Origin of the sequence: Mycetohabitans sp. B3 (genome assembly GCF_021498065.1) — a bacterium.
GTDB lineage: Bacteria > Pseudomonadota > Gammaproteobacteria > Burkholderiales > Burkholderiaceae > Mycetohabitans.
This window is the reverse complement of the sequence record NZ_JAHLKN010000039.1, coordinates 122,390-146,862: the sequence shown is the minus strand read 5'-3', so window position 1 is coordinate 146,862 and position 24,473 is coordinate 122,390. Positions and strand designations below refer to the sequence as shown.

The following is a 24,473-nucleotide window of genomic DNA, read 5'->3' as shown; positions in this document are numbered from 1 at the left end:
GCGTCGTATGCATGAAACCGAGGATTGAAGGAACACTGTCATGAACTCATCCAGCGAATCACTGCTGCAGTTTCCGTGCGACTTCCCGATCAAGGTGATGGGCAAGGCGCACCCGCAGTTCCAGCAAGTCATCGTTGAGGTGATTCGGCAATTCGATGCCGAGTTCGACGACAGCCGGGTCCAGAGTCGGCCGTCCAACGGCGGCAACTACGTCGGCCTTACGGTGACTGTGCGTGCGACCAGCCGTACACAACTCGATGACCTTTACCGGGCGCTGACCGGGCACCCGATGGTGAAGGTCGTGCTATGACAACTGGGCGAGCGTCGTGCGCGGATAATCGTCGTGCGTGGCGCGCCGTCGCGATGCAACGCGGTGGCTAGTGCCGCCATCGCGCGGCTGCACCCGTAACGCGTTGTGTGGCGCCGATGTGCGCTGATGTAGCACTTACGCGGCGGCCGCGGACAAGGGTACGCCGCTCGGGCATTGCGCGTACAGGGCGCGAAAGCGCCCGGCTTCCTCGCGCAGCCATTCGCGTAACACCGTGACCCGGCGTGTCTCCAGCAGCGGTGCTGGACAGACGAACCAGTACGTCCCCGGGCTGGGACCGTCTATGTCGAATAGCCGCACGAGCCGACCGTTGATCACCTCTTGCATCGCCAGCGAGCGGCGCACCAGCGCAATGCCCTGTCCCTCCAGCGCGGCTTGCAGCAGCATCGACGAGTCCTGGTATAGCACCCCGCGCCGCGGCTCGCTCCAGCCGCTCAGACCCGCCGCCTGAAACCATGGACCCCACATCTCGTCGTCGTTGCGCAGCAACGTCAGGCCGGACAGGTCGGCCGGCGTTTTCGGCAGCCGGCCGCCGTTGAAGTCGGGCGTGCATACGGGGAAAAACACCTCGTCGAGCAACGGCTCGACGAACAACCCCGGATAGTTGCCGCCGCCAAAACGCAGCGCAACGTCAACATCGTCCCGGTTGAAGTGCGTGATCGCGTTGGTGGACAGCAGCTCGACGTCGATTTCCGGGTGCCGCTCGATAAAGCGTCCGATCCGCGGCGTCATCCAGCGTGCGGCAAACGGCGGCAGCACGCTGATCACGAGCCGGCGTTGTCGGTCACCGGCGCGAACCGCATCGGTGGCCGCGGCAATGTCGAACAGGGCGGCGCGCACCTGGGCCGCATAGCGGCGCCCGCAGTCGGTCAACGCGACCCGCTTGCCATCACGCTTGAACAGCGGCATGCCGAGTTCGGCCTCCAGCGCACGGATCTGATGGCTGATCGCGCTGTGCGTCACGAACAGTTCCTGCGCGGCGCGCGAAAAGCTCTCGAGCCGGGCTGCGGCTTCGAAAGCCTTCAACGTGCCTAGATTGGGCAATTGGCGCAGGTCCATGGCGGTTCCTCTTCGATAGGTGGCGGGCGTCGCGGCGCTGGCCGTGCTTGTTAATTATGCTCACAAGCCGGCGAAAAAACATCGCTTTGCGCCGGGGCTGGCCATCGCTACGATTCTAGTTATCCTGGTGCATCCGGGGCGTGGGCAGGAGCGTACGATGAAACCCCTTTATTCAAGCATCACGTTCGAGGTTCAACCCGGGCAGACCGTGCCATTGCGCGTGAGCCGGGGCGTGGCGCTCACCATCGAAGGCGAGCGCGTTTGGATCACCCGCAGCGCGGACGAGCACGACTATTGGGTGGCCTCAGGCGAATCGCTGTCGCTGCGGCCTGGCGAGTTGATGTGGCTCGGCACAGAAGGCACGCGCACGGCGCGGGTGACCGTGGCTCTGCGCCCTCACTATGCTCAACGCGTTGCGTCATGGTGGTCGCGACGGCTGTCCGCCAGCCGGTTCAGCTGGCATACCGGATGGCTGTTAGTCTGATTGTCGCGGGTACGGGCGGGCGGACTCGCTTTTCGGTAAACTGACGGGATCATGCCCGCGCCGTCATTTGAATTTAACACCGAGCTTGTCGCATTGGCGGCGATGTCCAACGATGTCGTCGTGTGCTGGCGTGGCCTCGAGCCCTACGAAGCGAGCTTCGACGCGATGCGCGCGTTCACCGCCGCACGCACGCCGCTCACTACGGATGAAATCTGGCTGGTTGAACACCCGCCGGTCTACACGCTGGGCCAAGCCGGCGATCCGGCCCATCTGCTGGCCGCGCATAACGGTATCGCGCTGGTCCAGGTCGATCGCGGCGGGCAGATCACCTACCACGGGCCGGGCCAAGTCGTCGCGTACCTGCTGGTCGACCTACGGCGGCGCCGGCTATGGGTTCGTGACCTGGTGACGCGCATCGAGCAGGCGGTGATTGACACGCTGGCAGCGTATAATCTAGTCGGTGAGCGCCGGATCGGCGCACCAGGCATCTATGTCGCCGCCGGATCTACGCATCGCCATGCCGGTGCGAAGATTGCAGCGCTTGGCCTGAAAATCCGCAATGGCTGTTCGTATCATGGCGTGAGCCTTAACGTGCGGATGGATTTGCAGCCGTTCCGCGACATCAACCCATGTGGCTACGTCGGTCTCGAAACGATCGACATGGCTTCGCTCGGCGTGTCGGCGCACTGGCACGACGTGGCAAGAACACTCGCCGAGCGGCTGACCGGCAACCTGCCGCCGGTTGCCGTCGCCGCATCGCCCGATGCAGCACGCGAAAGGGGCAACCCCGTGGTTGGCTGAGCAGGATGCGGCCGCCACTGCACTGGATTTCGACATGACGACTGCTGTTCCCGACCCATTCGCCACCCTCGCCGCATCTGCGGCGCACGCTTCTTCCGCCACCTACGATCCGAGCGCGAAGCAGAAGGCTCAGGCTAAGACTTCGCGGATCCCGATCAAGGTCGTGCCGATCGACAAGCTGAAGAAGCCGGATTGGATCCGCGTGAAGGCCGCGACCGGCAACTCCCGCTTTTATGAGATCAAACAAATCCTGCGCGAGCACAACCTGCACACGGTTTGCGAAGAAGCCAGTTGCCCGAATATCGGCGAATGCTTCGGCAAGGGGACGGCGACGTTCATGATCATGGGCGACAAGTGCACGCGCCGTTGCCCATTCTGCGACGTTGGGCATGGGCGACCGGATCCGCTGGATGTCGACGAGCCGGTGAACCTGGCACGTACCATCGCCGCGCTCAAGCTGCGCTACGTCGTGATCACCAGCGTGGACCGCGACGACTTGCGCGATGGCGGCGCCGGGCATTTTGTTGAGTGTATCCGGCAGGTGCGGGAGCTGTCACCGCAAACCCGGGTCGAGATCCTGACGCCGGACTTCCGAGGCCGGTTGGACCGCGCGCTGACCATTCTCAACGCAGCGCCGCCGGACGTGATGAACCACAATCTCGAAACCGTGCCACGACTATACAAAGAAGCGCGTCCAGGTTCCGACTACGCACACTCATTGAAGCTGTTGAAGGACTTCAAGGCGCTGCATCCGGACGTCGCGACCAAGTCGGGGTTGATGGTCGGGCTCGGCGAAACCGAGGAGGAGATCTTACAGGTCATGCGCGACTTGCGGGCGCACGATGTCGACATGCTGACGATCGGCCAGTACCTGCAACCCTCGGAGCACCATCTGCCGGTGCGCGCCTACGTGCATCCGGACACCTTCAAGATGTACGAGCGAGAAGCCTATGCGATGGGTTTCACGCACGCGGCCGTCGGCGCAATGGTGCGCTCTAGCTATCACGCGGACGTACAGGCGCAGGGCGCGGGTGTCGTCGCGGGCTGAAGCAGCGGGCGCCATCGCCGGGTGACGCGCGGGCGTCGTCGCGAACCGAGAGAGGGGGCCGGTCCACCAGGTTGCCTGCGCAGGCCTATCGTCAGGCTGCCAGCGCTTTTTCCAGCAACTGGTCGAGTTCTGCGAATTGCGGCGGACCGACATAACGTTTCAGGATCTGGCCGTCGCGGCCGATCACGAACGTGGTCGGTGTCAACTGGACGTTGCCAAACTGTTTAGCGGCGGAACCATCATCCATCGCCACCTTGAACGGCAGTTGCCGCGTTTGCGCATAGTTGGTCACGTACATCGGCGGATCGTATTGCATCGCGACGGCAACGAATTCGAGACCCTTGCCCTTGAACCGGTTGTACGTGTCGACCATCTGCGGCATTTCCTTCACGCACGTGTCGCAACTGGTCGCCCAGAAGCTGACTAGATAGACCTTGCCCTTCAGGTCCTCGGTGGTCAGCTTCTGACCGGACAGCAGCGTGAAGCTCGCTACGGGTGCCTGCTTGTGCGTACTAAAAGCGAAATACGCACCGACGGCCAGCGCGATGACGACAAGCGCGGTTGCGATCCATGAACGGGATGGGCGGGAAGTGGCGGGCTGGCTCATCGGCGTATTTTCGGCTGACACAACGCCGGTGGCGTCGCTGGATAGCATAACAACGATAGCCGACATTCTATCGCTGATTCGCGGTACCCGTGAGGCGTGCGTGCCCGCTGTGGCCTGATCGGCGCGTCGGCGATAATTGTCGTTTTTTTGCGTTATGCCGCGTCGATCTCCAGCCGTGGCTGCGCGACGGGGGCTGGTCCAATGTTAAACCGACGTTTATGCTGGATGATATGGGTTATTTCTCTGCTGATAGTCGCCTGTTCGCCACAATTTGACTGGCGCACGGTGCGCAACGACGAGGGCCACTATACGGTGATGCTGCCGGCCAAGCCGTTGCTTGACGAGCGAGTGCTTACGATCGCCGGGCACACGCTGAAGATGCAAATGCAAACGGCGACGGTCGGCGACGCGATGTTCGCCGTTGGGGTCGTGACGCTTCCCGCCGACGATCCCGCGCTTCGTGCACAAGTGCTCACGTACCTGCAAAACGGTCTGGCGCGCAACGTCGGGGCGCAGCCCATGTTGTACGTGGTCCGGAGTCCGGGCAGCCATGACGCCGGGGGTGAAACGCGCATCGCGATGGATGTGGCCGGTCCGGTAGCCCATATGCAAACACAGGAGCAGCGCGTGATCCACGCGCAGTTTGTTGCGCGTGATCGACACGTGTACCAGGCTGCGGTCGTGTCCAGGCGTGAGCTCGACCCAGTGCAGTTGGAACAGTTTTTTGCGTCGTTGAAGGCGGATTGAGGCTCTATTTTTTCAATATCTGGAGCAACCTTGTGGTTGCGCTGCGCACCTATGTTCATTTTTCAAATGAGCTATGGACACTAACCACACGATTCTTATTGGTTTTTAAAGCTGTCCACATACGCTGTGGATAACTTTGTTGAAAAGTACCCGGGTCGCGGCTCGGGAGCACGCTGTGACGTCACGTGTAGAGGGGGTAATGTGATGTCAGGCAGTTCATGCATTTCTTTTATTTTCATGGAGTTGCGGTAAACCGTCGGAGATCTGCCGGATTCGGCCCAGAAGCGGTACCGCTATCAAAACAGGTGTGCATAAGTCAAGGGTTGTTTTCTCCCGAAGGTTGGCTTTCGGGCTGAATTCTCACATGCTGGTGCGCCCGGGCGGGCTATGTGCTCGCATGCGACCGGCGTGCGGTTGTGAGTCGCGGCCAGGATCAGACCGTGATCGACGCGCGCCGGTATTGCACCGCCTCGCCGACGTGGACAGCGAGTACGTCATCGCTCAGATCAAGGTCGGCGATGGTGCGCGCAACGCGGCGCACCTTGTCGAAGGCACGCCCCGACCACCCCAGGCGCTCGCCGCAGATTTGCAGTAACGCTTCGCTGCGCGGATCGAGTGGGCACCAGCGGTTGAGGTCCTCAGCATTCAACGCGCAATTGGCCTTATGCTGGCGTGCCAATTGACGTTCGCGCGCGCGCCGCACACGCGCCGCGATCACGCGGCTCGCTTCGCCGCGCGCGCCGGTGCGGCGGGCAAGCTCGGCGGCCGACAGCGAAGGCACGTCGATGACGATGTCGATCCGATCGAGCAGTGGTCCAGACAGCCTGCCGACATAGCGGGCGATCTGATCGGGCGTGCATCGGCACCGTCCTAGCGGATCGCCGCGCAAGCCGCAAGGGCACGGGTTCATCGCGGCAACCAGTTGACATGCGGCGGGAAAGTCGGTTTGCGCAGCTGCCCGAGAAATCGTGATCTTGCCCGTTTCGAGCGGCTCGCGAAGGGTCTCCAGCACCGCGCGGCTGAACTCGGGCAGCTCATCGAGGAACAGTACGCCCAGGTGCGCTAGTGTGATTTCGCCGGGCCGTGGCGGGTTGTAGCCGCCGACCAGCGCGGCGGCGCTCGCACTATGATGCGGCGCGCGAAACGGACGGCGCCGCCAGTCTGCCGCCGTGAAGCCACGGCCGCTGGCGGACCGCAGCATTGCACAGGCCAGCGCGTCGTCGTCCGACATCGGTGGCAGTATGCCCGGCAGACGTTGCGCCAGCATCGACTTGCCGGCGCCGGGCGGTCCCACCATCAACATGTGATGCGAGCCGGCGGCAGCGATCTCCAGCGCCCGGCGCGCGGCAGGTTGGCCGATCACATCGGCCATATCCGGTGCGGGTTGTGCGGGTAGGGCGACGCCGCTCGGCTGCGCGCGCTCGATGCGAGCCTCGGGCTCGCCTTTCAGATGCGCGACGAGCGTGGCCAGGTCGGCAGCTCCGTACACGGCCACGCCTGGCGCCAGCGCGGCTTCCGCCGCATTGTCCAACGGCACGTACAGTTCCGGGTACGCCGCGTCGGGCCCAGCCTGTCTCGCGGTGCCGCACGCCATCGCGAACGCACCCCGGACCGGCCGCAGCGTGCCGCTGAGCGATAATTCGCCGGCGAATTCGCGGCCGGTCAGTGCATTGCACGGCAATTGCCCGCTCGCGGCCAGGATGCCCAGTGCGATCGGCAAATCGAAGCGCCCGGATTCCTTCGGTAAGTCCGCCGGGGCCAGATTGACGGTGATTCGCCGCACGGGCACGTCGAAACCGCAATGGGCCAATGCGGCCCGCACCCGCTCCCGGCTCTCACGCACTTCCAGGTCAGGCAGCCCGACGATCGCAAACGACGGCAGGCCGTTCGCCAAATGGACTTCGACAGTGACTTCGGGCGCGAGCGCGTGCAACGGCGCGCGGCTGCGGACCACGGCTAGCGACATGGCTCTTCCTTGCGGCATGTCGCCGCCGATCGGAATGTCCCGGAGCTTGCGCGCCTACACGCTGTCCACGCGCGCGGACAGCCTCTGCTCGAGCTCGGCCACACGCCGCTCCAGTTCCTCGAGCCTGAGCCGGGTGCGGGCTAGCACCTGGGCCTGGGTGTCGAATTCCTCGCGCGTGACCAGGTCCAGTTTGGAGAAGCCTTGCGACAGCATCGCCTTGACGTTGCGCTCGACATCCTTCGCCGGCGAGTTTTTCAGCATTTCGCTGAAGCGGGTCTGCAAATCGTTGAACACGTCGTTTGGCTGTTTCATCACTATTCCTCAATCTAAAAGTGGCATAAAGCCTGTGCATTACCTCTGATTGCCGCCATCGCGGCGCGATGTGATGCACGGCGCGTTTTGTCGCACAAATGCACGATTTTGGTGCAAAATCGACCAGACGCCTGTTTTTGGCGCAGCTCACCGCGGGCGGTTTGGCTGCGTGCCATCCCGGTCGCGCAGCCGATGGAAAGACTCTAGCACGTCCGACACGCCGCGTTGTCACGGTGAGTGCGGCGTTGACCATCCGGTCGAGCCCTGCTGGGCGCAGTGTCCGCGATGTACCACGTTGACACTTTCAAACCACTTGCAGTCCGTGGGCGCAGCATACGGCATGATCATTGCTTTAAGTGGCCCCAGCGCAAGAGGTCAGCCACCAAGAGGATTCCATGAAACTCATTACCGCAATCATCAAGCCGTTCAAGCTGGATGAAGCACGTGAGGCACTGTCGGCGATCGGCGTCTCGGGCATGACGGTGACCGAGGTCAAGGGCTTTGGTCGCCAAAAGGGGCATACCGAGCTGTATCGCGGCGCCGAGTATGTCGTTGACTTTCTGCCTAAAGTCAAGATCGAGGCCGCCGTGGCCGAGGACGTCGTCGAGCAGGCGATCGAGGTGATCGAGTGTGCGGCGCGTACCGGCAAGATCGGCGACGGCAAGATTTTTGTCACGCCGATCGAGCAGGTGATCCGCATTCGTACTGGGGAGACGGGTGCCGACGCGCTTTGACGCAAAGTGTCGGGGCCGCGCAGCGTCTGCAAACGAATTCGAATGAAGGGCAAGGAACAAGAGAAATCACTATGCGTAAGATTTTGAGGACGTTCCTGATAGTCGTATTGCTGTTGGCGGCTGGCATCGGGCTCTCGGCGCCGGCGTTGGCCGACGGCGCGCCGGGTGCCGTTGCAGCGTCCGCGCCCGAGTCGAGCGCGACGGATACGGCCCATGCCGCCAGTGCGGGGCCGGCCCCGACCCCGGTGGCGGCCGAGGCTGAAGCGCCGAGTGCTGCGCCAGCCATGGGCGCCAGCGCCGAACAGGCGGCCAGCGCGCCTGCCGTACCGACGGCACCGGTGGTGCTTGACGCATCAAAGATCAACTCTGGCGACACCGCATGGATGCTGATCTCCACGGCACTCGTGCTGTTCATGACGATCCCAGGGCTCGCGTTGTTCTACGGCGGTATGGTGCGCAAGAAAAACGTACTGGCGACCCTAATGCAGAGCTTTGCGATCACCTGTCTGGTGACGATCATCTGGGTGGTGCTCGGCTACAGCTTGGCCTTCACGCCCGGTAACGCGTTCATCGGCGGGTTCTCACGCGTGCTGCTGTCGGGCATGAGCTTTGTCAAGGGTGACAAGGGCGTCACGCTGACAGTGAGTCATCTGGCCCCGACGATCCCCGAATCAGTCTACATGACCTACCAGATGACTTTTGCGATCATCACGCCGGCATTGATCTGTGGTGCGTTCGCGGACCGGATGAAATTTTCGGCGATGCTGGTGTTCATGGCCCTGTGGTCGATCTTGGTGTACCCGCCGATTGCGCATATGGTGTGGGAGCCGACCGGCTGGCTCTCCGCAGCAGGCATCCTTGACTTTGCCGGCGGCACGGTTGTGCATATCAACGCAGGTATTGCCGGGTTGGTCTGCGCGCTGGTGTTGGGCAAGCGCGTCGGCTACGGCCGCGAGGCGATGGCGCCGCACAATCTAGTGCTGACGCTGGTCGGTACGGCGATGTTGTGGGTGGGCTGGTTTGGCTTCAACGCGGGCTCGGCGCTCGCCGCCGACGGTCGCGCCGGTTTCGCGATGGTAACCACGCAGGTCGCCACGGCCGCCGCGGCGCTCGCGTGGATGTTCACGGAATGGATTGGCAAAGGCAAGCCGTCCGTGTTGGGCATTGCATCCGGTGCGGTGGCAGGTCTGGTCGCGGTGACACCCGCATCCGGCTTCGTCGGCGTATCGGGCGCGCTGAGCATCGGCATCGTGGCCGGCGTGCTGTGCTTTCTGTCGGCGACATGGCTCAAGAACAAGCTTGGCTATGACGATTCGCTCGATGCATTCGGCGTACACGGCGTTGGCGGAATCATTGGTGCGGTTCTCACCGGCGTGTTCGCGCTTAAGGATATCGGCGGCGCCGACGGCAGCGTGATCCTGCAGCTTAAGGGCGTGGTCACCACGCTGATCTACAGCGGCCTCGTGTCGTTCGTCCTGCTTAAGATCATCGACGCGGTCATCGGCCTGCGCGTGACCGAGGAGGAAGAACGTGAGGGACTGGATGTGGTGCTTCACGGCGAGCATGTCGAATGAACCTGTGGCGTGCCCGGCGGGCAGCAGGCACGCCGTGGCGGGCCAATCGCGCAATAGCGAGAAGTGGCACAGCGTTTGACCCGTCGCGAAGCGGGTTTTTTATATCCGGTTCCCGCCATTGAACGTCAGCCATGAACTTCAGCCGTATCGAGCAGTATTGGCGCTGTATTGAGTAGTATTTGAGCGGCGTCGAGCGGTATTAAACTGCATCGAGCGGTAGCCACTCTGCCGTCAGAGCGGGTAGGGGCGGTGCGCGGCGATGCTGACGCGGACCTTGCAACGAGGCAAAACACCCCCATTTGGAAGAAGCAACCCTCTACAATTGCTTTTTTGAGCCTGTAAGCCTCGAGTTTCTATGGTTCCGCACCTCGTCACCGCGCTCAATGGTCCACTGCTCGACTTGGAGCGGCGGATTCTGGACGCCACGCCCGCGATTGAGCGCTGGTTCCGCCTCGAATGGCAGGAGCACACGCCACCGTTCTATTGCTCGGTGGACCTGCGCAATGCCGGCTTCAAGCTTGCGCCGGTCGATACGAACCTGTTTCCGGGCGGTTTCAACAACCTGCCCCTCGAAGTGCTGCCACTCGCCGTGCAAGCCGCGATGGCGGCCATCGAGAAGATCTGCCCGGACGCGAAGAATCTGCTGCTGATCCCGGAGCGCCATACGCGCAACGCGTTCTACCTGGACAACCTGGCGCGGCTCGTCACGATTATGCGCCAAGCGGGTCTGAACGTGCGGCTGGGCACGCTGGACGAAACCGTCACCGAGCCTGTTACGCTGCCGTTGCCTGACGGTCAGGCTCTGGTGGTCGAGCCGCTGGAGCGCTCGGCACGCCGTCTCGGGCTGAAGAACTTCGATCCCTGCTCGATCTTGTTGAACAACGACTTGTCGGCTGGGGTCCCGCCTGTGCTGGAGAACCTGCACGAGCAGTTTCTGCTGCCGCCGCTGCATGCCGGATGGGCGGTGCGGCGCAAATCGAACCACTTCGGCTGCTACGATGAGGTGGCTAAGAAGTTCTCCAAGTTCATTGGCGTCGACCCGTGGATGCTTAATCCATACTTCACTCGCGTGTCGGACATCGATTTCACCGAGCGCTTGCATGACGAGGCGCTGGCCGACGCGGTCGACGCGGTGCTGAAAAAGGTAGCGAAGAAGTACCGCGAGTACGGGATCAAGGATCGGCCGTACGTGGTGATCAAGGCCGATGCTGGCACCTATGGGATGGGCTTGCTGACCGTGCACGACGCATCGGAGCTTGCCGGGTTGAACAAGCGCGAGCGCAACCGGATGGCGGTCGTCAAGGAAGGGCTGCAGGTGCACGACGTCATTGTCCAGGAAGGCGTGCAGACGTTCGAGCACGTGAACGAGGCGGTGGCCGAGCCGGTCGTCTATATGATCGATCGCTACGTGGTCGGCGGCTTCTACCGCGTCCATGCGGGTCGTGCGCCGAATCAGAACCTGAACGCGCCGGGCATGCACTTCGTGCCGCTGGCCTTTGAGCATACGGCGCTGCCGGACGTGCACGCCAAGCCCGGTGCCGCGCCGCCCAATCGCTTCTATATGTACGGTGTTGTTGCTCGCCTGGCATTGCTAGCTGCATCGGTCGAATTGGAGAAGACCGATCCCGAGGCGATCCTGGTGTGACCCGCTGGCGCACGCGGGCTTCCACTGCGCGATAATGCACGCTGGATAGCCGCTTTGCGCCGGAACGACCCAATGGACATTCTCTTTATTGCCGACCCGTTGTCGCAGTTCAAGATCTATAAGGACACGACGTACGCGATGATGACGGAGGCCGCGCGCCGCGGCCATGCGCTTTATGCGTGTGAGCCGCGGCACCTCGCGTATGCGGGCGGCGGCGTCGAGGCCACGGTACGGCGTTTCTCGATTGTTGGCGATCACACGAACCCGGGTCAGTGGTACGACGCGGAACTCCCGGAGAATCGCGGCCTGGGCACATTCGGTGCGGTGTTGATGCGCAAGGACCCGCCGTTCGACATGGAGTATGTGACATCGACCTGGCTGTTGGAGATCGCCGAGCAGCACGGCGCGCGCATTTTCAACAAGCCGCGAGCGATCCGCGACCACTCCGAGAAGATGGCGATCGGCGAGTTCGCGCGGTTCACCGCGCCCACACTAGTCACGCGCGACGCGGCACGGCTGCGGGCATTCCACGGCGAGCACCGCGACGTGATCTTCAAGCCATTGGATGGCATGGGTGGCACGGGCGTGTTCCGGATACGCGAGGACGGCATGAACCTGGGCTCGACAATCGAGATGCTCAGCGACCATGGCGCGCGCACCGTGATGGCGCAGCGGTATATCCCGCAGATTAAGGACGGCGACAAGCGGATCCTGCTGATTGGCGGGGAGCCGGTACCTTATTCGCTGGCGCGGATCCCGCAGGGCACCGAGATCCGCGGCAACCTGGCCGCTGGTGGGGTAGGCTGCGCGCAGCCGCTGGCGCCGCGTGACCGCGAGATTGCCGCCGCGCTCGGCCCGGTGCTGGCCGAGCGCGGCCTGCTGCTAGTGGGCTTGGATGTGATCGGCGATTGGCTCACGGAGGTCAACGTGACGAGCCCGACATGTTTTCGCGAGATCACCGAGCAAACGGGGTTCAATGTCGCGTCGATGTTCGTCGACGCGCTAGAGCGCGCGGTTGGCTGACACGGGACCGAGACGATCTGCGCCAGCCTGATAAACTATTGAAGTTCATGGCGATTTTGACGCAGGCTGACATGGCTGGCATCTTGATCATTGCCCACGTGCCACTGGCATCGGCGTTGCGTGATTGTGTCGCGCATTTCTACGGCAGTTTGCCACCGCGCATCGGCGTGCTGGACGTGACACCGGACTGCGATCCGGTCGCGGCGCTGGCCGGCGCGCACGCGCAGCTACAGCAGGTGACCGAGCACAATGGTGCACTGGTATTGACTGATATGTTCGGGGCGACACCGGCCAACATTGCGGCGCAATTGGCGGCATTGCCGCACGTGCGGGTGGTGGCGGGTGCCAATCTGCCGATGTTGGTGCGTGCGGTGTGCTATCGGACGCTGCCGATCGACACGTTGGCGGACAAGGCACTGCAAGGCGGAGCCAAGGGCATCCACGGCGTCGTGCCGGGCACGCCTGCCACAGCGGCGTGCCTGCCGTGCGCCGAAATGGCGTCGGCGGCCCACGGGACTGCGTTGCCGCCGTGCAGCGCCGATCTGCCCGCGGATCCCGCGACGAGTATGCCGTGCGGCCCGACGGGCTGAGCGGCAGGCGCGCGTGCCGCATCGAGCCTGCGTGCGCCCGATGCAGGCTTTCCATCGTTTCAATCCCAACCAGAACATGATTCAAAAAGAAGCAACGATCGTTAATAAATTAGGGCTCCATGCACGGGCATCGGCCAAGCTGACGCAACTCGCTGGCAGCTTTCGGTGCGAGATCTGGATGGCGCGCAACGGCCGACGGATTAACGCAAAGAGCATCATGGGGGTCATGATGCTCGCGGCAGGTATCGGCAGCACGATCACCATCGAGACCGAGGGTCCCGACGAGCAGGCGGCGATGGATGCGATCCTCGCGCTGATCGCGGACAAGTTCGGCGAAGGTCAGTAACGCCAAACAATCGGTGCTGGCGGCCAGGTAGTGTCAACGCGTGCCGCGATCCCTACTGCGACATCGCGGCGCATTGCCCGATACTGCATCGCGGGCTGCGGCCAAACAGGGCAGAACCTATAATGGGCGTGACGGTCTGAGGCTGCGTCAGACATTGGCCGGGCAGACATGATGGCGCCCAGCGCGGGTTGGTTGACCACGCGCGTCCGATGCCCCCAATTGCCCAAACACAACTAGAGGAGGTGCGCGTGTCGTTCACGCTGCATGGAATCCCTGTATCTCGAGGCATCGCGATCGGCCGCGCGTACCTGATTGCGCCTGCCGCGCTGGACGTTGCCCATTATTTAGTCGAGCCCGACCATGTCGAGGCCGAGGTGGCCCGCTTCGTCGCGGCGCAGCAGGCTGTCCACGACGAACTCGATACGTTGCGAGCCGAGCTGCCGGCGGATGCGCCCAGCGAGATGGGCGCGTTCCTCAACGTCCACACACTGATCCTGCACGACGAGATGCTGGTCGAGGCGGTAATCGAACTGATCCGCGTGCGGCGCTACAACGCCGAATGGGCGCTCACCGAGCAGCTGGAGCGCCTGGCCAAGCACTTTGACGACATCGACGACGAGTACCTGCGCGAGCGCAAGGCAGACCTGGAGCAGGTCGTCGAGCGCGTGCTTAAGGCGTTGGCCGGATCACCGGCGACCGCCGTGATGGCCAACGGCGCGCGGTGCGGCATCGATGAGATGATTGTGGTCGCGCACGATATTGCACCGGCCGACATGCTGCAATTCAAGACGCAGACGTTTCGCGGGTTTGTCACGGACCTGGGCGGGCGCACGTCGCATACTGCAATCGTCGCGCGCAGCCTGGGCATCCCGGCGGCGGTGGGCATGCAGCACGCAAGCTCGCTGATTCGGCAGGACGACATGATCATCGTCGATGGCGAGCGTGGCGTGGTGATCGTCGACCCGGCGCCGATCGTGCTGGAGGAGTATACATACCGACAAAGCGAAAAGCTGCTTGAGCAACGCAAGCTGCAGCGGCTGAAGTTTTCGCCGACGCAGACCGTATGCGGCACAAAGATCGATCTGCTGGCAAATATCGAGCTGCCGGACGATGCACGCGCCGCGCTGGACGCCGGCGCAGTCGGCGTCGGGCTGTTCCGCACCGAATTTCTGTTCATGAACCCGCGTGGCGAGTTGCCGGAAGAGGAACAGCAATTCGATGCGTATCGACGCGTCGTGCAGACGATGAACGGCTTGCCGGTGACGATCCGCACAATCGACGTTGGCGCCGACAAACCGCTCGATTCGCGCGACGAATTCGAGACAGCGCCCAACCCGGCGCTTGGTTTGCGTGCGATCCGCTGGAGCCTGTCTGAGCCGCAGATGTTTCTCACGCAGTTGCGGGCCATCCTGCGTGCCTCGGCGTTTGGGGCCGTGAAGATTCTCGTGCCGATGCTCGCCCATGCGTGCGAGATCGACCAGACGCTGGACTTGATCGCGCAGGCCAAGCACCAGCTCGACGATGCGGGCCTAGCATACGATCCGAACGTGCGGGTCGGCGCGATGATCGAGATCCCGGCTGCCGTGATCGCGCTGCCTCTGTTTCTGAAGCGCCTCGACTTCCTGTCGATCGGCACCAACGACCTGATTCAATACACATTGGCGATTGATCGCGCGGACAATGCGGTCGCGCATTTATATGACCCGCTGCATCCCGCGGTACTGCAACTGATCGGCATGACACTGCGCGAAACCAGGCGAGCCGGCGTGCCGGTGTCGGTGTGCGGGGAAATGGCCGGCGATCCGGCGCTGACGCGGCTGCTGCTCGGGATGGGGCTGACCGAGTTCTCGATGCATCCGAGCCAGTTGTTGCTGGTCAAGCAGGAGGTGCTGCGCGCGCAATTGAAAAGTCTGGAAAAGCCGGTCGAGGACGTCCTGGCGTCATACGAGCCGGAAGAAATCCAGGCAGCGCTCGACCGGTTGCTGCAAGCGTAACGCGGCGGCGTGCTACGGCGCGGTGTCAGCGCCGCGATGCGGCACGCCACACACCAGGCAATCGGCCTGGCGGCCGATACGCATCGTCTGCCAGTCCATCGTCATCGCGTCGAGCATCATCAGCCGTCCGACCAGCGTACGCCCGATCCCGGCGATCACGCGCAGCGCTTCGGCCGCTTGCATCGCGCCGATGATGCCCACCAACGGGGAGAACACGCCCATCGTCGAGCATGCGACTTCATCGAACGGCTGGTCTGGCGCGAACACGCACGCATAGCAGGGTGAAGTCGGATCGCGCGCATCGAACGTACTGATCTGCCCGTCAAAGCGCAACGCCGCGCCGGATACCAGCGGCACGCGATGCCGGACGCATGCGCGATTCACCGCATGACGGGTCGCGAAATTGTCGCTGCAATCGAGCACGACGTCGGCGTGCAGCACCCATTGCTGCAGCAGTGCATCGTCCGCGCGCGCGCGGATCGCGTTCACGCGTACGTCGGGATTGATGCGGGTGAGCGTTGCACGTCCCGAGGCGACCTTGGCCTGTCCGATGGTGTCGCTCGAATGCAGAATCTGTCGTTGCAGGTTGGTCAGATCGACGGTGTCGGCATCGACCAGCGTCAGCGTGCCAACGCCCGCTGCACCGAGGTACATCGCAGCCGGCGAACCGAGGCCGCCGGCCCCGATAACCAACACGTGCGCGTCCAGAAAGCGCTGCTGTGCCTCAATACCGATTTCGTCGAGTAGGATGTGGCGCGAATAGCGCAGCAGTTGGTCGTCGTTCATTGCAGCATTCGTCGGAGTTCATGCGCGGCGTGTCGGCAACATCACCGCCGACACGCCGCCGCCGGCGTGTGCGATGTCGGCCGACAACGCGCGCCTGGTGTCTAGCGTGGCGCGGACGCGCCGGCGGGCGCCAATGCCGGGACATGGTCAGTACTCGGCACCGCAGGTAGCGCGGGCTTCACCGCGATCGGCGCGGACGCGGAGCGGGGCGGCTTATTCTCGGCCATCTTGCGCTCGGTCAGCGACTTGGAGACTTGCACCGGTTCGCCCTTGAGCTGGTGCATCGCCTGCTGCAGCATGAAGTCATCGCTGCTACCGAACTCGATCGGTGGACGGCTGCGTTCCTTCTCGCGCTGTTCCTGCGTCTTCTTCGAATTCTGCTCCTCAAGCTGACGCAATTGGTCGAGCCGGTTCTGCTCGCGCTTTTCCTGCTCGGCCTTCTCGTTCGGGTCCTGCGTGTTGGCCAGGTGATTCGAATAATCGACCTCGCGCGTGACCAGGGCATCGTCCGGATCGCCGTCCGCGAACTGGTCGACCGGGATGTCGGGACGAATACCCTTATTCTGGATCGAACGGCCGCTCGGCGTATAGTAGTACGCGGTCGTCAGGCGCAGTGCAGTGTCGGCGGTCATTGGGCGCACCGTCTGCACCGACCCCTTGCCGAACGTGGTCTTGCCCATGATCAGCGCGCGATGCTGGTCCTGCAGTGCGCCGGAGACAATTTCGGAGGCCGACGCCGAGTACGCGTTGACCAGCACCACCATCGGCACCGTCTTGTAAATCGCGGGCAGGTTCTTTAGCGGGTCGCTGTCGAAGGTCGACAACCGATAGTTGTCGAACGTGTCGCGATAGGTTTGCTTGGCATCGGCGATTTGGCCATTGGTCGACACGACCACCGAATCCGGCGGCAGAAATACGCCGGCCACGCCGACCGCGCTTTGCAGCAGGCCACCACCGTTGTTGCGCAAGTCCAGGATCAGGCCCTTGAGCTGCGGTTGCTGGTGTGCGATATCAGTGAGCTTAGCCGCCAGGTCCGGCACGGTGCGCTCTTGGAAGCTTGTAATTCGCACCCACGCATAGCCCGGTTGCACAATCTTTGTCTTCACGCTCTGGACTTTGATCACCGCGCGAGTGACGGTGATCGGGAACGTGCGCTCGTCGCTCTTGCGATAGATGGTCAACGTGACCTTCGTACCCGGCTCGCCGCGCATCTGCTTAACCGCCCGGTCCAGCGTCATGCCGCGCACCGGCTTGTCGTTGACCCGCGTAATCAGGTCGCCCGGGCGGATGCCGGCGCGAAACGCCGGCGTATCCTCGATCGGCGAGATGACCTTCACCAGGCCGTCCTCCTGCGAGATTTCGATGCCCAGCCCCGCGAAGCGCCCCTTGGTCTGTTCCTGTAATTCCTGATAATCAGTCTTGTCCAGGTACGATGAGTGCGGATCCAGGCTTGACACCATGCCTTTGATCGCCGCGGTCAACAGCTTCTTGTCATCGACTGGCTCGACGTACTCGTGCTTAATTTGGCCGAATACCTCGGCGAACAGCCGCAACTGATCTAGCGGCAGTGGCGCGGTTGTGCTGGTCGCGGCGGACGCCGAAAATTGGAGCGTGGCGAACATGCCGGTCGCGAGGCCGGCGGCGATCAGACCTGCGTTCTTCAGAGTCTTGCGCATAAAGTAAACAGTTGCGGTGGCGTGTTATGACGCGCGGCAGCGCCCGGCGGGCGCTCATCGGAGAGCAAGTATAACCGCCGTTGGACAGGCCACTGGCGGCACGGTTCGGAAAATTAGGCAGCCTTACCCTGGTTCGCGACCGCGGCCTGCGCGTTGGCGATCGCCGCTGCGTCACCTAGATAATAGTGCTTGATGGGTTTGAGTGCTTCGTTCAACTCGTAGACGAGCGGCACGCCGTTCGGGATGTTCAGCCCGACGATATCGATATCCGAGATGTCGTCCAGGTATTTGACCAGTGCGCGGATCGAGTTGCCATGCGCGGCAATTAGCACGTTGCGGCCCGACTTGATGGCCGGCGCGATCGATTCGTTCCAGATCGGCAGCACGCGCGCGACCGTGTCCTTCAAGCATTCCGTGAGCGGCAGCGACTCGCGCGGCACCTTGGCGTAGCGCGGGTCATTGTACGACGTGCGCGGATCGGACGGCTCGAGCGCCGGCGGTGGCGTATCGTAGCTGCGCCGCCATATCAGCACCTGTTCGTCACCGTACTGCGCTGCCGTTTCAGCCTTGTTCAGCCCGGACAGCGCGCCGTAGTGCCGCTCGTTCAGGCGCCACGAGTGCACGACGGGGATATACATGAGATCCATTTCATCCTGCACGTGCCACAGCGTGCGGATGGCGCGCTTGAGCACGGACGTATACGCGATGTCGAACGTGTAGCCGGCCTGCTTGAGCAGCACGCCGGCGTGCCGCGCTTGGGCCGCGCCTTTGTCAGTGAGGTCGACGTCGACCCAGCCAGTGAAGCGGTTTTCCTTGTTCCACGTCGATTCGCCGTGGCGGATGAGGACGAGCTTGTACATGTCAATGTGAACGGTAGTCAGGAAGCGGTAGGCCGCCGGCGCACGCCGATCCAACGGCGCACGTTAGCGCATCATACGGATATTTTATAATGTTGGATTGTCTTCTTTGTGCGAATGCCATCCGTGAAATTTTTCACCGAGCCAGCTAACCTTGTATTGATCGCTATTGCCCTCATTTCCGGAGGACTGCTGCTGTGGCCGGTCATCACGCGGCGCGACCGCGGCCTGTCCGCCGCGGACGCCACGCAACTGATCAACCGCCGTAATGCGGTCGTTATCGACTTGCGCGATGCCGATGAATTCGCGCAGGGTCACTTACCGCAGGCGCGTCATCTGCCGTTCGACGAGTTGAAGAGTAAAGTTGCGCAAGTGGCCAAAAACAAGAACACGCCAGTGCTGCTAGTCTGCCAAAACGGCGGGCATTCGGCCAGGGCGCAGCATGTGCTGAAGGAAGCCGGTTACGCGGAAGTGTTCATGCTGCAAGGCGGCGTCAACGCGTGGCAGCAGTCCGGCATGCCGGTCGTCAAGCAAGGAGCGGCGAAATGAACAAGGTGGTCATGTATAGCACCCAGGTCTGTCCGTATTGCCAGATGGCTGAGCGGCTGTTGAAGTCGCGCGGTGTCGAGCACATCGAGAAAGTGCTAATCGATCGCGATCCTGAACGTCGGGCGGAAATGATGGAGCGCACCGGCCGGCGTACAGTGCCGCAAGTCTTTATCGGCCAGACCCACGTCGGCGGCTACGATGACCTGTCCGCGCTCGACCGTGCCGGCGGGCTGATGCCGCTGCTCGAGGCGGTTTGACGCTCGTCTGATTGACACCTTTGCCGACGCTCCCGCGGCGTCGGCAAGCCGTTATACGCGCGCGCCCCGGTCTCGCTTGGGCCGCGCCATTCGCGCGGCGTGCAGCGGCTCGATGCCGGGCGCACCCGCCCCTTTCACCGAAGGAAAGTTCATGTCCGACCAGCAGAACAACCAGCCGTTCTTTAACATCCAGCGCATTTACTTAAAGGATTTGTCGCTCGAGCAGCCGAATTCGCCAGCAATCTTCTTGGAGCAGGAGATGCCCGGCGTTGAAGTCGAAGTCGACGTTAAGGCGGAGCGGCTTGCTGACGGCGTGTTCGAGGTGATCGTGACGGGCACCGTGACGGCGAAGGTCGCCACCAAGGTTGCCTTCCTGATCGAGGCCAAGCAAGCTGGTATCTTCGACATACGCAACATTCCGAACGAGCAGATCGATCCGCTGATCGGCATCGCCTGCCCGACGATTATTTTTCCGTACCTGCGCTCAAACGTCGCCGATGCGATCACCCGTGCCGGCTTCCCACCGATCCACTTGGCCGAAATCAACTTTCAGGCGCTGTACGAGCAGCGGCTGGCGCAGGTCAATAACCAGCCAGGCAACGGCGCGGCCAACGAAGGCTCCGCGACCACGCACTGAGCGCGGCGCAGATGATCGACGCACGGCCGATCGCTGTGGCGCCGAGTATCTGGACGGACTGCAACGAGGTTGCTGATGCGAGGTACCGGAAATGAAAGTTGCCGTACTCGGCGCCGGTGCGTGGGGCACTGCGCTGGCCAGTCACCTCGCGCAGCGCCATGACACGCTGCTGTGGGCCCGCGATCCGGCTCTCCTAGCCGACCTTGCTGCCGCGCGCGAGAATCGCCGCTATCTGCCAGGCATTGCGTTGGACCCCGCGCTGCGCTACGAGTCCGACCTGGGGAGCGCGCTGCAACATGCGCTTGCGGACGATGCGCTGTGCGTGCTTGGCACACCGGTCGCGGGGCTGGCCGACGCCTGCACCGCGATGCGCAATGCGGGCCACGTGCCGTCACACCTTGTTTGGTTGTGTAAGGGCTTCGATGTGGACACGATGCATTTGCCGCATCAGCTCGTTGCCGATGTGCTAGGCGCGCACCCGAGTTGCGGCGCGCTGTCTGGCCCGAGCTTCGCGCGGGAAGTGGCCCAGGGCCTGCCTGTCGCGTTGACCGTCGCCAGCGCGAGCGCCGAATGCCGGCGGCGCACCGTCGATGCATTCCATCATGGCTCGATGCGCGTCTATACTGGAGACGATGTCGTCGGCGTCGAAGTGGGCGGTGCGGTCAAGAACGTGCTGGCAGTCGCCACCGGCATTGCCGACGGGCTCGGGCTCGGCCTGAACGCACGTGCTGCGCTGATCACGCGCGGGCTGGCGGAAATGACGCGATTCGGCGTCGCGCTCGGTGGACGGTACGATACCTTTACTGGTCTGACCGGGTTGGGTGATCTAATCCTGACCGCGACCGGCGATCTGTCGCGCAACCGCACCGTGGGTTTCCAACTGGCGGCTGGACGCGCGCTGGATGAGATCTTGGCCGCGTTGGGGCATGTCGCCGAAGGGGTGCGATGCGCGCGCGCGGTATTGGCCATTGCGCGTCAGCATGGAATCGAGATGCCGATTACCGAAGCCGTCTGCGGCGTGCTGTTTGACGGCGTGGCGCCCCGCGCCGCAGTCGATGCGCTGTTGCGGCGGGATGTGAAGGCCGAGACGAACTGAACGGGGGCGGGCGAGTCGAGGTGTTCGTTTGCCGGGCACGGCATGTAGGAGGTCATCATGCAGTCAGCCCAACTGTTGATCGGCGGTTGTGTGCTTCGAGCGCGGCAAGCCGATATCACGACCCTAAAGGTTGACGCGATCGTCAACGCGGCTAATACGTCACTGCACGGTGGGGGCGGGGTCGATGGCGCGATTCACCGCGCGGCCGGTCCTGAGTTGCTTGAGGCGTGCCGGGCACTCGGCGGCTGCCGCACCGGCGATGCCAGGATCACTGGCGCGTACCGGTTGCCGGCGCGGTATGTGATCCACGCGGTTGGCCCCGTCTGGCACGACGGCGAGCACGGTGAACCCGACTTGCTGGCCGGTTGCTACCGCCGCGTGCTGGAATTGGCGCACGAGTCCCAGTGCCGCAGCATCGCGTTTCCGGCAATCAGTTGCGGAGTTTTCCATTTTCCGGCGCCGCAGGCCGTAAAGATCGCCGTATCGACCGTGATTGACACGTTGCGCGCCGTTCCGGCGCTCGAGCACGTGATCTTTGCGTGCTTCGATGCGGCCATGCTACGGCTTTACGAGGCGGAACTCGCGCGCTAAGAGATAACTGGCGACGACTATCGCGCCGTTCAGGCGCCGCCCTCGAAGCCATGTTGCCGCCACGCCTCGAATACCACGATGGCCACCGTATTGGACAGGTTTAGGCTGCGGCTGCCGACGCGCATCGGCAGGCGTACACGCTGGTCGGCGGCAAAGTGCTGCAGCACTGTGTCGCACAGGCCTCGCGTTTCGGCGCCGAATACAAACCAATCGCCGGGATGGAACGCGCGGTTTCCGAACATCGACGAGCCTCGGGTCGTGAATGCGAACATCCGGGCTGGGTCGGGCTGCTCTGTGGCGAGCAGTGTGTTCCAGTCTCGGTGTACGCGCATCTGCGCGTATTCGTGATAATCGAGACCGGCGCGGCGCATCTTCGCGTCGTCCAGTGGAAAGCCCAGCGGCTCGACCAGGTGCAGCGTGGCGCCAGTATTCGCGCAGAGGCGAATGATGTTGCCGGTGTTCGGCGGAATCTCGGGTTCGACTAGAACGACGTTGAACATGGAATGAGTCAATGAGGTGGCTGGCGTGGGTGTTGCCGGACGAGTGCCGGTCGTGATCGTGGCCGCCCGGGGCTGATTATGCGCGCGGCGTGCGCAGCGCGACGAAATTGGTGACGCGTCGCGCGCCAGCATCCTTGAGCATTCGCGCGAGCGTATCGAGCGTCGCCCCGGATGTCATCACGTCGTCGACAATGCCCACGTGTTGGCCGCGGACCGTCTTGCGCAGCGCGAATGCGCCAGCCAGGTTCGCGCGCCGGGCGGTTGCACCGAGCAGCGCTTGTTGCCCGGTGTCGCGCACACGCACGACGGCGCGCGGATCGGCGCGCACGCCGAGGCGCCGGGCGAGCGCACGTGCGATCTCCCAAGCCTGGTTGTAGCCGCGCGCTGAGAGCCTCGGCGCTGAAAGTGGCACGGCGATCAACACGTCGGGCAACTCAGGCAGGTCTTGCGACGCGAGTGCCAGCCGGCGCGCGAAATCGCGCCCAAGCTCGATACGGGAGCGAAATTTCAAGTCGGCCACCAACTGGTCGAGCGGCGGCGCATAATCGGCAAGCGTCACGGTGGCGTCGAACGCCGGTCGTGCCTGTACGCAAAACGAGCATTGCGTTGCAACATTGCGTGGCAGTGGCAGTGGCAGTGGCAGTGGCAGTGGCAGTGGCAGTGGCAGTGGCAGTGCGCAGCGCGGGCAGCGCAGCCGTGTTTCATTCCAGTAAATTTCATCGCAGGCGTTGCACAGTACATCGTGCGACAAATTGCCACAGAGCGCGCACTGCGTTGGTAATGCAGTGCGCCAAGCGCTGCGACATAAGCCGCGCAGCGTGGCTACCCAGCGGCGCTGCCCACGGCCGGTGCGCGGCGCGACGGGGGCGCGGCCTGGGTGGGCGATGCGCACCGCCGCCGCAGCGGGCCACCCGTGGCCCTGCTGTCGGCCACTGCTGTGATCGTTGACGGATATACTGTCGCGGGCTGGTGTGGGCAACGGGGTAGACTGCTTCATCAAGAAATGGAAAGGGATACTGGCTCAGGGCGGTCGAACGAGTATACTGCGGCCCTTCCCGCAAGCCTATGCTCATGCCAACCGATCACGACCGCCCGACGGACCAAGACACCGATGTGGGCGCGCAGCGCACCCCCAGGTTGCGCCAGCTCAGGCAGATTTTTGATCGCCGTGCCGCGCAATTTTGCGACGTGGCGTTCCTGCCGCGCGAGATCGCGCAGCGCATGCATGAACGATTGCAGTACATCAAGCTGCAGCCGGCGCGGGTGCTCGACGCGGGGTGCGGTGCGGGCGAGGACATCGATACGCTGCGCGTGCGCTTCGCGCAGGCCACCGTCTATGGCGTGGACCTATCGCGAGCGATGCTCGGCGCCGCGCACTCGTCGAGTTGCGGCGGCGCCGACGCGGCGTGCGGGCAGCTCGCCCCAGCAGGCGGCTGGCGTCGCTTGCTGCCGGCCGCACTGCGTCATCTCGCGCCGGGCCGCGCCCAACCGCGCGACCGGGTGCAGGCCGACTTCGGCGCGCTGCCGTTTGCGCCGGAGCGCTTTGACTTGCTATGGTCAAATCTGGCGCTGCAGTGGCATGCGCGTCCGGACCTGGTGTTTCCCGAGTGGCATCGGGTACTGAAAACCGGCGGGCTGCTGATGTTTTCCACGCTCGGTCCTGATACGCTGCGCGAGTTGCGTGGCGCATGGGCGGTCGCGGATGGCGGCGCGGCGCAGCACGTGCTCGACTTCGTCGATATGCACGACTGTGGCGACATGCTGGTTGCCAGCGGCTTCGAGATTCCGGTGATGGACATGGAGACACTCACCATCACGTACTCGTCTGCGCAATCGTTGTTGGCGGATGTGCGCCGCTGGGGGGCGATGCCGCCGCAAGGTGCGCGGCGCGGCGACGCGCGCGCCGATGTGTCGCGTGGCCTGATTTCGCGCGGCACGTATCGTCGCCTGCTCGACGCGCTGGAAGCCCAACGGCAGCCCGACGGCACGATACCGCTCACCTTCGAGGTGGTCTACGGTCATGCGTGGAAGGCGGTGGCCCGCGTGACGCCTGAAGGCCATGGCATCGTGCGCATCGACGAGATCGGCCATCTGTCGCGCGGTGGGCGCAGGACGTCTTCCTGATGCATCGGCAGGCGCGCGTGGGCGGCGAGACCGGTACTTCGTTATCCCGGAAATCGCTGCTGAAAATGACTGTCGCAAACTGCGTCAAAATGGCGCAGAGGCTTGTCGGGCAAAGGTTCGAGCCGGTTTGGCGTTGCTTGTG

The 24,473-nt window shown here is 63.4% G+C and carries 27 protein-coding genes; 18 read left to right on the top strand and 9 right to left on the bottom strand.

Annotated elements, in window-relative coordinates; genetic code table 11:
* Positions 1 to 40 precede the first annotated feature (40 nt).
* Positions 41 to 310 (top strand): DUF493 family protein, encoded by a 270-nt coding sequence (locus KQH55_RS12975; protein ID WP_076786000.1) that lies wholly within the window; start codon positions 41 to 43, stop codon positions 308 to 310.
* A 135-nt stretch (positions 311 to 445) separates the two neighbouring features.
* Here KQH55_RS12975 and KQH55_RS12970 read toward each other — a convergent pair whose 3' ends face one another.
* On the bottom strand, positions 446 to 1,387 hold the full coding sequence (locus KQH55_RS12970) for a transcriptional regulator GcvA (protein ID WP_235091291.1): 942 nt from the start codon (positions 1,385 to 1,387) through the stop codon (positions 446 to 448).
* Positions 1,388 to 1,544: 157 nt separating this feature from the next.
* Here KQH55_RS12970 and KQH55_RS12965 point away from each other — a divergent pair, with 157 nt between their 5' ends.
* From KQH55_RS12965 to lipA, 3 genes are all read left to right on the top strand, one after another.
* Entirely contained in the window at positions 1,545 to 1,871 is a 327-nt protein-coding gene (locus tag KQH55_RS12965) for a DUF2917 domain-containing protein (RefSeq protein ID WP_076797291.1), read from the top strand.
* 102 nt (positions 1,872 to 1,973) lie between these two features.
* The gene (gene lipB / locus KQH55_RS12960; RefSeq protein ID WP_235091468.1) at positions 1,974 to 2,672 is read left to right on the top strand and encodes a lipoyl(octanoyl) transferase LipB; all 699 of its coding nucleotides are present in this window, start codon (positions 1,974 to 1,976) and stop codon (positions 2,670 to 2,672) included.
* A 34-nt stretch (positions 2,673 to 2,706) separates the two neighbouring features.
* Entirely contained in the window at positions 2,707 to 3,720 is a 1,014-nt protein-coding gene (lipA, locus tag KQH55_RS12955; protein ID WP_076797289.1) for a lipoyl synthase, read from the top strand.
* Between the two features lie 91 nt (positions 3,721 to 3,811).
* Here the strand turns inward: lipA and KQH55_RS12950 are convergent, their stop codons facing one another.
* Positions 3,812 to 4,327, bottom strand: coding sequence for a TlpA disulfide reductase family protein (locus KQH55_RS12950; protein ID WP_076797287.1), 516 nt, complete (start codon positions 4,325 to 4,327; stop codon positions 3,812 to 3,814).
* 225 nt (positions 4,328 to 4,552) lie between these two features.
* On the opposite strand from KQH55_RS12950, the gene KQH55_RS12945 reads away from it, so the two are divergent.
* Positions 4,553 to 5,074 (top strand): hypothetical protein, encoded by a 522-nt coding sequence (locus KQH55_RS12945; RefSeq protein WP_083703715.1) that lies wholly within the window; start codon positions 4,553 to 4,555, stop codon positions 5,072 to 5,074.
* A 433-nt stretch (positions 5,075 to 5,507) separates the two neighbouring features.
* On the opposite strand, the gene KQH55_RS12940 is transcribed toward KQH55_RS12945, so the two are convergent.
* Both KQH55_RS12940 and KQH55_RS12935 read right to left on the bottom strand, forming a co-directional pair.
* Positions 5,508 to 7,040, bottom strand: a complete 1,533-nt coding sequence (locus KQH55_RS12940) for a YifB family Mg chelatase-like AAA ATPase (protein WP_235091289.1) — start codon at positions 7,038 to 7,040, stop codon at positions 5,508 to 5,510.
* A 54-nt stretch (positions 7,041 to 7,094) separates the two neighbouring features.
* The gene (locus tag KQH55_RS12935) at positions 7,095 to 7,352 is read right to left on the bottom strand and encodes an accessory factor UbiK family protein (protein WP_076786003.1); all 258 of its coding nucleotides are present in this window, start codon (positions 7,350 to 7,352) and stop codon (positions 7,095 to 7,097) included.
* Between the two features lie 395 nt (positions 7,353 to 7,747).
* Here KQH55_RS12935 and KQH55_RS12930 point away from each other — a divergent pair, with 395 nt between their 5' ends.
* From KQH55_RS12930 to ptsP, 7 genes are all read left to right on the top strand, one after another.
* Complete coding sequence (locus KQH55_RS12930; RefSeq protein ID WP_076786004.1) at positions 7,748 to 8,086, top strand: P-II family nitrogen regulator; 339 nt, start codon at positions 7,748 to 7,750, stop codon at positions 8,084 to 8,086.
* Between the two features lie 71 nt (positions 8,087 to 8,157).
* Complete coding sequence (locus KQH55_RS12925; RefSeq protein WP_076796417.1) at positions 8,158 to 9,660, top strand: ammonium transporter; 1,503 nt, start codon at positions 8,158 to 8,160, stop codon at positions 9,658 to 9,660.
* Between the two features lie 355 nt (positions 9,661 to 10,015).
* Positions 10,016 to 11,305: a glutamate--cysteine ligase gene (gshA, locus tag KQH55_RS12920; RefSeq protein ID WP_076786006.1), complete on the top strand. Its 1,290-nt coding sequence runs from the start codon at positions 10,016 to 10,018 to the stop codon at positions 11,303 to 11,305.
* A gap of 72 nt (positions 11,306 to 11,377) precedes the next feature.
* Positions 11,378 to 12,328 (top strand): glutathione synthase, encoded by a 951-nt coding sequence (gshB, locus tag KQH55_RS12915; RefSeq protein WP_076796414.1) that lies wholly within the window; start codon positions 11,378 to 11,380, stop codon positions 12,326 to 12,328.
* A gap of 71 nt (positions 12,329 to 12,399) precedes the next feature.
* Positions 12,400 to 12,918, top strand: a complete 519-nt coding sequence (locus tag KQH55_RS12910) for a PTS sugar transporter subunit IIA (protein ID WP_076797286.1) — start codon at positions 12,400 to 12,402, stop codon at positions 12,916 to 12,918.
* A 76-nt stretch (positions 12,919 to 12,994) separates the two neighbouring features.
* Complete coding sequence (locus tag KQH55_RS12905; protein ID WP_076787634.1) at positions 12,995 to 13,264, top strand: HPr family phosphocarrier protein; 270 nt, start codon at positions 12,995 to 12,997, stop codon at positions 13,262 to 13,264.
* Between the two features lie 248 nt (positions 13,265 to 13,512).
* Complete coding sequence (gene ptsP, locus KQH55_RS12900; protein WP_076797285.1) at positions 13,513 to 15,258, top strand: phosphoenolpyruvate--protein phosphotransferase; 1,746 nt, start codon at positions 13,513 to 13,515, stop codon at positions 15,256 to 15,258.
* Between the two features lie 12 nt (positions 15,259 to 15,270).
* Here the strand turns inward: ptsP and KQH55_RS12895 are convergent, their stop codons facing one another.
* From KQH55_RS12895 to gpmA, 3 genes are all read right to left on the bottom strand, one after another.
* On the bottom strand, positions 15,271 to 16,044 hold the full coding sequence (locus KQH55_RS12895; RefSeq protein ID WP_076796412.1) for a molybdopterin-synthase adenylyltransferase MoeB: 774 nt from the start codon (positions 16,042 to 16,044) through the stop codon (positions 15,271 to 15,273).
* 101 nt (positions 16,045 to 16,145) lie between these two features.
* A complete protein-coding gene (locus KQH55_RS12890; RefSeq protein ID WP_076786009.1) occupies positions 16,146 to 17,720 on the bottom strand; it encodes a S41 family peptidase in 1,575 nt (524 codons plus the stop codon).
* A gap of 113 nt (positions 17,721 to 17,833) precedes the next feature.
* Positions 17,834 to 18,580 (bottom strand): 2,3-diphosphoglycerate-dependent phosphoglycerate mutase, encoded by a 747-nt coding sequence (gpmA, locus tag KQH55_RS12885; protein ID WP_076786010.1) that lies wholly within the window; start codon positions 18,578 to 18,580, stop codon positions 17,834 to 17,836.
* Between the two features lie 123 nt (positions 18,581 to 18,703).
* Between gpmA and KQH55_RS12880 the strand changes: the two genes are divergently transcribed.
* From KQH55_RS12880 to KQH55_RS12860, 5 genes are all read left to right on the top strand, one after another.
* Positions 18,704 to 19,126, top strand: coding sequence for a rhodanese-like domain-containing protein (locus KQH55_RS12880; protein ID WP_076797284.1), 423 nt, complete (start codon positions 18,704 to 18,706; stop codon positions 19,124 to 19,126).
* Positions 19,123 to 19,383, top strand: coding sequence for a glutaredoxin 3 (grxC, locus tag KQH55_RS12875; protein WP_076786011.1), 261 nt, complete (start codon positions 19,123 to 19,125; stop codon positions 19,381 to 19,383). Before KQH55_RS12880 ends, grxC begins: the two co-directional genes overlap by 4 nt.
* 151 nt (positions 19,384 to 19,534) lie before the next feature.
* The gene (secB, locus tag KQH55_RS12870) at positions 19,535 to 20,020 is read left to right on the top strand and encodes a protein-export chaperone SecB (RefSeq protein ID WP_076786012.1); all 486 of its coding nucleotides are present in this window, start codon (positions 19,535 to 19,537) and stop codon (positions 20,018 to 20,020) included.
* Positions 20,021 to 20,111: 91 nt separating this feature from the next.
* Complete coding sequence (locus KQH55_RS12865; RefSeq protein WP_076796410.1) at positions 20,112 to 21,116, top strand: NAD(P)H-dependent glycerol-3-phosphate dehydrogenase; 1,005 nt, start codon at positions 20,112 to 20,114, stop codon at positions 21,114 to 21,116.
* Positions 21,117 to 21,173: 57 nt separating this feature from the next.
* Complete coding sequence (locus tag KQH55_RS12860) at positions 21,174 to 21,707, top strand: O-acetyl-ADP-ribose deacetylase (RefSeq protein WP_076786014.1); 534 nt, start codon at positions 21,174 to 21,176, stop codon at positions 21,705 to 21,707.
* 29 nt (positions 21,708 to 21,736) lie between these two features.
* On the opposite strand, the gene trmL is transcribed toward KQH55_RS12860, so the two are convergent.
* Together trmL and KQH55_RS12850 are read right to left on the bottom strand one after the other, a co-directional pair.
* Positions 21,737 to 22,207 carry a tRNA (uridine(34)/cytosine(34)/5-carboxymethylaminomethyluridine(34)-2'-O)-methyltransferase TrmL gene (trmL, locus tag KQH55_RS12855; protein ID WP_076786015.1) on the bottom strand — a complete coding sequence of 157 codons (471 nt, stop codon included), beginning with the start codon at positions 22,205 to 22,207 and terminating at the stop codon, positions 21,737 to 21,739.
* 76 nt (positions 22,208 to 22,283) lie between these two features.
* Positions 22,284 to 23,204: a ComF family protein gene (locus KQH55_RS12850; protein ID WP_083703713.1), complete on the bottom strand. Its 921-nt coding sequence runs from the start codon at positions 23,202 to 23,204 to the stop codon at positions 22,284 to 22,286.
* Between the two features lie 74 nt (positions 23,205 to 23,278).
* Here KQH55_RS12850 and KQH55_RS12845 point away from each other — a divergent pair, with 74 nt between their 5' ends.
* Complete coding sequence (locus tag KQH55_RS12845) at positions 23,279 to 24,331, top strand: methyltransferase domain-containing protein (RefSeq protein ID WP_083703712.1); 1,053 nt, start codon at positions 23,279 to 23,281, stop codon at positions 24,329 to 24,331.
* Positions 24,332 to 24,473 lie beyond the last annotated feature (142 nt).